The 10,016-nt window shown below is 64.9% G+C and carries 10 protein-coding genes; 8 read left to right on the top strand and 2 right to left on the bottom strand.

Translation table 11 applies throughout. The features are described from left to right. The 8 genes from PHQ87_RS11140 to glyA form a co-directional block, all read left to right on the top strand. Positions 1 to 278 (top strand): benzoate/H(+) symporter BenE family transporter (locus PHQ87_RS11140; protein WP_300234096.1); only part of this gene is annotated, 278 nt, incomplete at its 5' end. Continuing rightward, positions 278 to 1,093, top strand: coding sequence for a YggS family pyridoxal phosphate-dependent enzyme (locus PHQ87_RS11135; RefSeq protein WP_300234094.1), 816 nt, complete (start codon positions 278 to 280; stop codon positions 1,091 to 1,093). The genes PHQ87_RS11140 and PHQ87_RS11135, both read left to right, overlap by 1 nt. Then, complete coding sequence (locus PHQ87_RS11130; RefSeq protein ID WP_300234091.1) at positions 1,090 to 1,809, top strand: glutamine amidotransferase; 720 nt, start codon at positions 1,090 to 1,092, stop codon at positions 1,807 to 1,809. The genes PHQ87_RS11135 and PHQ87_RS11130 overlap by 4 nt, the downstream gene beginning before the upstream one ends. Next, positions 1,806 to 2,729, top strand: coding sequence for a pyridoxine/pyridoxal/pyridoxamine kinase (gene pdxK / locus PHQ87_RS11125; RefSeq protein WP_300234088.1), 924 nt, complete (start codon positions 1,806 to 1,808; stop codon positions 2,727 to 2,729). The genes PHQ87_RS11130 and pdxK overlap by 4 nt, the downstream gene beginning before the upstream one ends. Further along, on the top strand, positions 2,705 to 3,937 hold the full coding sequence (locus PHQ87_RS11120; RefSeq protein ID WP_300234085.1) for an aspartate aminotransferase family protein: 1,233 nt from the start codon (positions 2,705 to 2,707) through the stop codon (positions 3,935 to 3,937). Before pdxK ends, PHQ87_RS11120 begins: the two co-directional genes overlap by 25 nt. Then, positions 3,937 to 5,166, top strand: a complete 1,230-nt coding sequence (gene trpB / locus PHQ87_RS11115) for a tryptophan synthase subunit beta (RefSeq protein WP_300234098.1) — start codon at positions 3,937 to 3,939, stop codon at positions 5,164 to 5,166. The genes PHQ87_RS11120 and trpB overlap by 1 nt, the downstream gene beginning before the upstream one ends. Next, a complete protein-coding gene (gene trpA / locus PHQ87_RS11110; protein ID WP_300234080.1) occupies positions 5,163 to 6,038 on the top strand; it encodes a tryptophan synthase subunit alpha in 876 nt (291 codons plus the stop codon). Before trpB ends, trpA begins: the two co-directional genes overlap by 4 nt. Next, on the top strand, positions 6,031 to 7,350 hold the full coding sequence (glyA, locus tag PHQ87_RS11105; RefSeq protein ID WP_300234079.1) for a serine hydroxymethyltransferase: 1,320 nt from the start codon (positions 6,031 to 6,033) through the stop codon (positions 7,348 to 7,350). Before trpA ends, glyA begins: the two co-directional genes overlap by 8 nt. An 86-nt stretch (positions 7,351 to 7,436) precedes the next feature. Here glyA and PHQ87_RS11100 read toward each other — a convergent pair whose 3' ends face one another. Next, complete coding sequence (locus tag PHQ87_RS11100) at positions 7,437 to 9,692, bottom strand: DEAD/DEAH box helicase family protein (RefSeq protein WP_300234077.1); 2,256 nt, start codon at positions 9,690 to 9,692, stop codon at positions 7,437 to 7,439. 89 nt (positions 9,693 to 9,781) lie between these two features. Next, positions 9,782 to 10,016, bottom strand: a 235-nt coding sequence (locus PHQ87_RS11095) for a hypothetical protein (protein ID WP_300234074.1), incomplete at its 5' end; no start/stop codon positions are given.

The raw sequence follows: 10,016 nt of genomic DNA, 5'->3' as shown, positions 1-10,016 counted from the left end.
CCTTCCCGGCGACCTTCATCACCACGCTGGCATGCCTGGCGCTGCTGGGCACCATCGGCGGCAGCCTCGCCGGCGCGATGGCCGATGCCGAGGCCCGCGAAGCCTCGCTGATCACCTTCCTGGCGGCCGCCGCCAACATCACCCTGCTGGGCATAGGCGGTGCGTTCTGGGGTCTGGTGATCGGGCTGGTGGCCTACGCGGTGCTGAATGGCCGGCTGCCGCAGCGGGAGTCGAGATCCCTTATGGCGCCGACGCCGGTCAACGAGGAGGCGAGTTGATGTCAGCCCCTTCCTCCACACAGACCCGTCACGACAAGCACGGCCGTTATCCCGTGGCCACGACGGTTGAGGATTTCCAGCGCAACCTGGCTGCGGTTCAGGCGCGCATCGAGGCCGTCTGTCGGCGCGTCGGCCGCGATTCCGCAACGGTACGTTTGCTGCCGGTCAGCAAGACCAAACCCGAGGCAAGCCTGCGCATGGCCCATGCGGCGGGTTGCCGGATGCTGGGCGAGAACAAGGTGCAGGAGGCTTACCGCAAATGGGAAGCCATGCAGGATCTGACCGACCTGCGCTGGTCGGTTATTGGCCATCTGCAAACCAACAAGGCCAAGCAGGTGGCGCGCTTCGCCGCCGAGTTCCAGGCGCTGGACAGCCTGCGCGTGGCCGAGGCGCTGGACCGCCGTCTGCAAGTTGAAGGGCGCTCGCTGGATGTTTTTGTGCAGGTCAACACCTCTGGTGAGGCCAGCAAGTACGGCCTGGCTCCCGAAGACATGCCGGCCTTCATCCAGAAACTGCCTGCGTTCACGGCACTGCGCGTGCGTGGGCTGATGACGCTGGCGCTGTTCTCCAGCGAGGCCGGACGGGTGCGCCAGTGTTTCGTGCTGCTGCGAACCTTGCGCGACCGGCTGCGGCAGAGCGCGCCTGCCGGTATCGGGCTGGACGAATTGTCAATGGGCATGTCCGGCGATTTCGAGATCGCCATCCAGGAAGGCGCCACGGTGGTGCGTGTCGGCCAGGCCATCTTCGGCGCTCGCCCCCTGCCGGACAGCCATTACTGGCCCGGTGAATCCAGCACAGAGGAGTCACGAACATGAAAACCGCCATTGCCATTCGCCATCTGGACTTTGAAGACCTCGGCACACTGGGGCCGCTGCTCGCGGCACGCGGTTATACCGTGCGCTATCTGGATGCCGCCACCGATGACTTGCGCACAGAGGATGCGGCAGCGGCCGATCTGCTGGTGGTGCTGGGCGGTCCCATCGGCGCCTTTGATGACGGTATCTACCCGTTCATCCGCGACGAACTGGCGGTGATTGTTCAGCGGCTGGAAAACCGGCGCCCGCTGCTGGGCATCTGCCTGGGCGCGCAACTGATCGCCCGCGCGCTTGGTGCGAGTGTGACCAGCATGGGCATCAAGGAAATCGGCTTCGCGCCACTGACGCTAACCTCGGAGGGCGAGGCGTCACCGCTGGCGGCACTGGGCAAGGTCCCGGTGTTGCACTGGCATGGCGACCGCTTCGACATTCCCGCCGGGGCAACGCCGCTTGCGGGAACACAAACCTGCGCCAACCAGGCCTTCAGCCTTGGCCATCATGTGCTGGCACTGCAATGCCATCTGGAGGCAGACCCGCGTCGGATCGAGCGCTGGCTGGTCGGCCATGCCTGCGAACTGGCCCAGGCCGGCATCGACCCACGCGCATTGCGCACCGAAGCACAAGCCCTGCGATCCGATTTGCCGCTGGTGGCACGGGCGGCGTTTACCGCCTGGCTGGACGGGATCGAAGCAGGCTCGTCAAGGGGGGCGTCATGACCTTTACGGCATCTCGGCCACTATCGCTGGATGTGGTTTCGGTGCAGTCGCAAGTAGTGTATGGCAGGGTGGGCAATAACGTCGCGGTCCCGGCCCTGGAGGCGCTGGCGTTGTCGGTGGCCGCTGTTCCCACCGTGGTTTTCAGCAACACACCGCACTACCCGTCGCTACACGGCGGCGCACTGCCTATCGAATGGTTCGATGGCTATCTGCAGGATCTTTCGGCGCGCGGGGCTCTGCATGCTCTGCGCGCCATCCTGGTCGGCTATCTGGGCAACCCGCAACAGGCTGACGCCGTGGCCCGTTGGGCGCGGGCTCAGCTGAATGAGCGTACAGACCTGCGCATCGTGATCGACCCGGTGATGGGCGATCACGACCACGGCGTCTATGTCGATGCCCGTCTGGTCGATGCCTACCGCCGGGACTTGTTGCCACTGGCCGACGGTTTGACACCTAATGGTTTTGAACTGGCGCACCTGACCGGCCTTCCTGTGGACGATGTCGAAACCGTGGTCGCCGCCGCCCACACCTTGCTGACGGGGCGTACCCAATGGGTCGCAGTGACCAGTGCCGCGCCCGATACCTGGGCGATGGGCGAAATGCAGGTGGTGCTCGTCACCCGCAGGCGGGCCGAGGTCATCATCCATCCGCGCATCGACGCCGCACCGAAGGGCACCGGCGACCTGTTTTGCGCCACCTTGACCGGGCATTGGCTCAATGGCGCTGGCCTGCCGGAGGCCGCCGCCCAGGCGTGCCGTCAGGTCGTGCGGGCGCTGCGCCAAACAAAAAAGGCGCAATGCGCGGAGCTGTTGATGCCAATGACGAGCAGTCACGAACCACAGATGCGTGAATGCATACGCCAATTTACATACCAAATCGGATTTGAGGATTTTTCATGCAACCCGCAATTTCCCACCTGATGCGGGCCTATGCCCGTCAGCCTGTTTCCTTCGTGCGGGGCAGCGGCGCACGGCTTTGGGATGAACAAGAAGTGGAGTACCTGGACGCCATCGCCGGTGTCGCAGTCACCAGTTTGGGTCACGCTCACCCGGAGATTGCCGCCGTCATCGCCGAACAGGTCGGGATGCTGCTGCACACCTCCAACATCTTCCGCATCGACTGGCAGGAACGGCTGGGCCAGCGCCTGTGCGCGCTGGCGAGTATGGAAAAAGCGTTCTTCTGCAATTCCGGCGCGGAGGCCAACGAAACCGCCCTCAAGCTGGCAAGACTGCAAGGTCATCGCAAACAGGTGGCAGAGCCGAAGATTCTGGTGTTTGAAAACGGCTTTCATGGCCGCACCATCGCGACGCTCTCTGCCACGGGCAATCCGGCGAAACAGTGCGGCTTCGAGCCGCTGCTGCCCGGCTTCCTGCGCGTGCCCTACAACGACATCGAGGCGGTTCGCCAGGCGGCCGAGCAGTCACGCGACATCGTGGCGGTGCTGATCGAGCCGGTACAGGGCGAAGGCGGCATCCGGGTTGCCAGCACCGACTACCTGCGCGAACTGCGGGCACTGTGCGACCAGTATGGCTGGCTGCTGATGCTCGACGAGATCCAGGCCGGCCTGGGCCGTACCGGCGCCTGGTTCGGTTACCAGCATGCAGGCATCACGCCCGACGTGATGACGCTGGCGAAGGCGCTGGGCAACGGCGTTCCCATCGGCGCCTGCCTGGCGCGCGGTGCGGCCGCCGAGCTGTTCTCGCCCGGTCAGCACGGCTCTACCTTCGGCGGCAATCCGCTGGCCTGCCGGGTGGCCTGCACCGTGCTCGACATCATGGGCCGCGAAAAGCTGCCGGAGCGCGCCGCCGTGCTGGGCGCTCGCTTGCTGGCGGGATTGCAGCGGGCACTGGGCGATCACCCGAAAGTCACCGCCATTCGCGGCCAGGGGTTGATGGCGGGGATTGAGCTGGACAGGAACTGCAAAGAACTGGTCGGACGGGCACTGGAGGAGCAGCGCCTGCTCATCACCGTGACCCGCGACACCGTCATCCGGTTACTGCCGCCGCTGATTTGCGATGAGATGCAGATCGACGACATCGTGGTGCGTGTCGCTCGCTTGCTGTCGTCAAGCGTGGTGAATGGTGCGGCAACGGCTGAATCGGCTGCGCAGATGGAGCCGGCGGCATGATGCAGAAGCCGATCTGCGACCAACCCGACCTTGATGGCTTCTTCGGCCGCTTCGGCGGGAGCTTCATCAGCGAAACGCTGGCGCAGGCGGTTGAGGAACTGCACGCGGCCTACCGGCGCTACCGTGACGACCCCGCCTTCACCGCCGAGTTTGAGGGAGAACTGGCCGATTACGTCGGCCGCCCCTCGCCGGTGTACTACGCCCGGCGTCTCAGTGAGGAAACAGGCGGCGCACGTATTTTCCTAAAGCGCGAAGACCTCAACCACACCGGCGCGCACAAGATCAACAATGTGATCGGCCAGGCCATGCTGGCGCGGCGCATGGGCAAGCGGCGCATCATTGCCGAGACCGGTGCGGGCCAGCACGGTGTGGCTACCGCGACGATCTGCGCTCGCTACGGCCTGGAGTGCGTGATCTACATGGGCAGCGAGGACATCGAGCGACAGCGCCCCAACGTCCAGCGCATGGCGCTTCTGGGCGCCACGGTGGTGCCGGTGACCGCCGGCTCGCGCACCCTGAAGGACGCCATGAACGACGCGATCCGCGATTGGGTCACCAACGTCGATAACACCTTCTATCTGATCGGCTCGGTGGCCGGCATGCACCCGTATCCGTCGATGGTGCGGGACTTCCAAAGCGTGATTGGCAAGGAGTGCCTGACCCAGATGCCGGTACTGTTCAAGCGCCTGGGCATGGCGAAGCAGCACCCCGACGCGGTGATCGCCTGCGTCGGTGGCGGCAGCAATGCCATCGGCATCTTCCACCCGTACATCGAACACCAAGGCGTGCGCCTGATCGGTGTCGAGGCGGCAGGGCTGGGGCTGGACACGGGCCGGCATGCCGCGTCGATTCAGCGCGGCAGTCCCGGCGTGCTGCACGGCAACCGCTCGCTCATCCTTCAGGACGACAACGGGCAGGTGCTGGAAACCCACAGCATCAGCGCCGGCCTGGATTACCCCGGGGTCGGGCCGGAGCACGCCTGGCTGCACGAGAACGGCCGCGCCGAGTACGTCGGCGCTACCGACGACGAGGCGCTGAGCGCTTTCCATCGGCTCAGCCGTGTGGAGGGCATCATTCCCGCGCTGGAGGCTAGCCACGCCGTCGCCCACGCGCTCAAGTTGGCGGCCTCCCTGCCCAGGGAACAGGCCATTCTGGTCAACCTGTCCGGCCGGGGCGACAAGGATATGGAGACGGTGATGGCCCAGCCTGACACTGGAGGCCAGCCATGAGCCGGCTCGATACAACCTTTCTGCACCTGCGGCAGCAGGGGCGCAAGGCGCTGATCCCCTATGTCACCGCCGGCCACCCCAGCGTGGACATTACCCCGGCACTGATGCACGTCCTGGTCGAAGCCGGAGCCGATGTCATCGAACTGGGCGTGCCGTTTTCCGACCCGTCGGCCGATGGCCCGACCATCCAGGCCGCCAGCGAATACGCCCTGCGCCAGGGCATCGGCCTGCAGCAGGTACTCGACCAAGTGCGGCGCTTCCGCGAGTCGGACACCGACACGCCGGTGGTGCTGATGGGCTACGCCAACCCCATCGAACGCTACGACCTGCTGCGCCAGCCGGGCGCCTTCGCGGCGGAAGCTGCCGGCGCTGGCGTAGACGGCGTGCTGGTGGTCGATTACCCGCCGGAGGTTTCCGGCGACCTCGCCGCACAACTGCGTCGCCACGGCATCGACCTGATCTTCCTGCTGGCGCCGACCTCCACCGAACGGCGCATCCGGCAAGTCGCCGAACGTGCCGGCGGCTATGTCTACTGCGTCTCCGTCAAGGGCGTCACCGGTACCACGGCGTTGGACATTGCTCAGGTGCGCGACACGCTGGCGCGCATCCGCCAGCACGTGCGCATTCCCGTCGGCGTCGGGTTCGGCATCCGCGATGCCGGCACGGCCAGGGAAATCGCCCAGGTGGCCGATGCCGTCGTGATTGGCTCCTGGCTCATCGAAAGCCTGGCCGGCAAGCCGGCGGCCGAGGCGCTGGCGGCGGCCAGCGACCTGATCCGCGATGTGCGCCGGCAACTGGACAGGGATGCACCCGCGCAGGATCAAGCCTTCAAACCGGAATATTCCAAGCCACAGGACGAATCCCATGTATGACACCTCTCTCACCCTCACCGATTTCGACCCCGAGCTGGCAGAAGCCGTCCTGCACGAAGAACGCCGCCAGGAAGATCACGTTGAGCTGATCGCCTCCGAGAACTACGCCAGCCCGCTGGTGATGGCCATCCAGAACTCGGTGCTCACCAACAAGTACGCCGAAGGCTACCCTGGCAAGCGCTACTACAGCGGCTGCGAGCATGTGGACGTGGCCGAGCGCCTGGCCATCGAGCGGGTCAAGGCGCTGTTCGACTGCGACTACGCCAACGTCCAGCCCCATGCCGGCGCCCAGGCCAACGCGGCGGTGTTCCTGGCGCTGACCAACCCCGGCGACACCGTGATGGGCATGAACCTGGCCCAGGGCGGCCACCTGACCCACGGCAATCCGTCCAACTTCTCCGGCCGCCACTACAAGATCGTGCCCTACGGGCTCGACTCCGAGACGGGACTGATTGACTACGACGAGATGGAGCGCATCGCGCTGGAAACCCGGCCCAAGATGCTGATCGGCGGCTTCTCCGCCTATTCGCGTCACAAGGACTGGGCGCGCATGCGCGCCATCGCCGACAAGGTGGGCGCCATCTTTTGGGTGGACATGGCCCACGTCGCCGGGCTTGTGGCGGCGGGTGAATACCCGAACCCGCTGCCCCACGCCCATGTGGTGACCAGCACCACCCACAAGACCCTGCGCGGCCCGCGCGGCGGCATCATCCTGGCCAAGGGGCAAGGTGAGGACTTTTACAAGAAGCTCAATTCCGCCGTGTTCCCCGGCATCCAAGGCGGTCCGCTGATGCACGTTATTGCCGCCAAGGCGGTGGCGTTCAAGGAAGCACTGCGCCCTGAGTTCAAGACCTACCAGCGCCAGGTGGTGACCAACGCCCGCGCGATGGCCGCCGTGCTCCAGCGGCGCGGTTACAACATCGTCTCCGGCGGCACCGACAATCATCTGATGCTGATCGACCTGTCTGCCCGGCCCTATACCGGCAAGGAGGCGGACGCCGCATTGAGCGACGCCTACATCACGGCGAACAAGAACTCGGTGCCCAACGACCCGCGCTCGCCCTTCGTGACCTCGGGGCTGCGCATCGGCACGCCGGCCGTGACCACACGCGGCTTCGGCGTGGCCGAGTGCGAGCAACTGGCGGGTTGGCTGTGCGACGTGCTGGATGAGCTTGAAACCGGTGGCGGCGCGCTGACGGTGCGTGATCGGGTGCGCGATCAGGTGGTGGACTTGTGCCGCCGCCATCCTGTGTACCGGAAGCGGTCAACCCAGATAGAGCACTATTTCTGGGACGATCAACAGAAGTCATAACTCTCGAATTTGGGAACTGGTGGCGCGCATCAATCACAGTTGCGGCGGATGCCAAAAAAATCGGCCGCCCGAAGGCGGCCTGGAGATTAGGCGGCAAGCCGCCTAGCAAGTTCGACCTCGATGCTGTCCCCATCCTGGTTCAGCACATCGAGGCCGGTTTCCGGCATGTCACCCGATGTGGACTGGGCGACGGCGATCTTCTTGGCCATGAGGCTAAGGCACGCCGTCTGGGCCGTGTCCGCATAGCCGAGGAAGATTACGTCCACCGGCAGCGATTGGCCGATGCGCCATGAGCGCCTGGCCGCCTGCTGCAGGGTGTAGACGTTGTAACCGGTCTGCATGAAGACGATGGTGGGAAAGTCCAGAAGATCGAGGCCTGTCTTCACCAACTCAGGGTTGGTGACCAGCACATCGATTCCCCGTTCCACCTGCTCCATGATCCAGTCCTCCCGACGGGAGGTGTCCACGGAGGCCTTCAGAACCCCGACCTTCAGCCCAGCCTGCTCCAGCAGCGACTTGAGCCTGCCCGAAGTGTCCCGCATGCCGGTGTAGACCGTGTAGGCCAATACACGGCGGCCGCGGGCCTTCTCCCTGCGGCACAGGTCGATGAGGGCCTGTTCCTTGGGGCCGGGCTCACTCTCGTCGTACACCGAGCCGGTGAAGGCGAGAAGCGACCGCGTGCGCGGATGCTTCACGACCTCCTCCCGGAAGCAGGTGTCCGGCCAGGCGAGGAGCGTGTTGAGCACGACACCAAGCAGACTGTTGTCGCCCTTGCGCAGCGCCTCCTTGAGCTCTGCGGTTAGGGTCGATGACAACTGCCCGTAGAGCTCGGCCTGTTCAGGTCCCATGGCCACGTCCACGTAGCGCTCCTCGTACGGCGGCAGCACGTCCGCCCCGATATCCTTGAGCTTGAGGAAGGCCGTGAAGGGCAGCACGTAGCGGGCAATTCCCCGTGGGCCGAAGCCAGGAGCCTTGACCGTGCGTACTGTCACCTGCTTGCCGCGGGATGTGCGGTGAGCATCGCCCTCGGACTCCTTGTAGATGTCCTTCAGCACGCCATGCTGGCGCATGAAGGCCATGGCCGCAGAACCGAGACTGCCCCTTCCGTTGGCCTGGAATCCGTCCTCAACCATCCGCTGAGGCATGATCCGCCACAGCAGGAAGAAGAGGTCGTCGGCGTAGCCACCCATCAGCGTGCCGGTCAATAGCAGGACCTTGCGCACATGATTGGCAAGCACACCCATGGCCTGTCCCTGGGCCGATCCCTCGTTCTTGAACTCGTGGCCTTCGTCCACGATCAGCAGGTCGAAGAAGTTCTGCGGCAGATACCGCTTGATGAACTCCGTGGGTTGATAGCCGCCTTGCCCGAAGCCGAATTCGAGGGTTGCCAGCCTGCGCTCGATGCGAGCCGCCTGACGATCCGCGAACACCAGCTCACCGTTGCCATCCATGAGGTTGACGAACTCGTAGACATTGTCGGAGAGCATCTCCTCGAGCGCCTCTTCGCCAAACATGGACAGCAGCCGATCCGCAGACTTCGGTCCGATGGTCGGGATCTGAAGCAGGGCCCGGTGCACCAGGTCGCGCTGGCTTTTCGGTCTCCCAGGTCGGATCAACGTCCACAGCGCTGTCCCGCATTCGGGACAGTTGCGGCGCGTGTCGTCGGGGAAAACAGCCGGTGACAGCGGGTTCCCGTCACCATCCACCAGCACGTGGCCACAGTCGGGACATGAGGCGACCTCCAGCGTCCTGACGAAGGAGGGCGACCGCTCGTTCCCGGTCTCAGTGAACTGCCGGATATGCCGCTTTCTTACAGCCACGGCCGGCTTCCAGTGAAACCCCATGCGCATGCGCACCCGGCCTAGCACGAAGAACTCCGGCTCGTCGGTCGATGGCATGCCGGCCATCTCCCGCATGGTGATGAGCTTGCGCAGGGTGTCCGGGCCATTGAGCACCCACACCCGGGCCCCCGGAATGGTCTCCCTGATTTCGCGCCGCCACTTGTAGACCAGGTGTGGTGGCGAGATGACCAGGAAGCGCCTGGCGCCCTCGGCGTGCATGACGGCCGCGGTGCTGATGGCCATCATGGTCTTGCCGGTGCCCATCTCCGCGTTGATGACCGCGGCAGGCTCGCCGGCGTCCACCAGCAGCCGGGTGACCGCCTGCACCACCTCCCGTTGGGCGTCGAACGGATTGCGTGCCAAGCCATCCATGACCATGTCCCGATAGGGATCCGCCCGGCCGTCGTAGACGGGCGGATTCTGCCGGGCGACCGCATCCAGCAACCCATCGCCGAAATCCTCGACAAACTGCGACAGTGAAATAACGTTTGAGCTTTCCATATGAACCTCCGGTAGAGTTGAAGTGAAACCACCGAAGGCACGTCTCCCCACCGGGGAGAGATGCCCCGGTGGGGAAGATGACGCGTAAGTTAATGAGATCCGCAGAGCCGTTGCATGGCGTTGCGGGCCTCGGAAATAGTCTCGTCGGCCAGCTCGAAAGCCGTCTCGGTGAAATACTCCTCGCCCGAGTCGGATTCGATGCCCCAGAGGCTGGTGTTGCCGAGTTCAATGCCGGAGCGCTTGGCTACGACCTCGATGCCGACATACCACCAACCATGTCCATAATCACAGGCGCGGTCGTAGTCCTGCCTGGCGTATTCCGGG

The sequence above is a fragment of the Hydrogenophaga sp. genome (assembly GCF_028698005.1).
Lineage (GTDB): Bacteria > Pseudomonadota > Gammaproteobacteria > Burkholderiales > Burkholderiaceae_C > Hydrogenophaga.
Note: the sequence above shows the minus strand (reverse complement) of the source record. Positions and strands in the feature narration are given on the sequence as shown.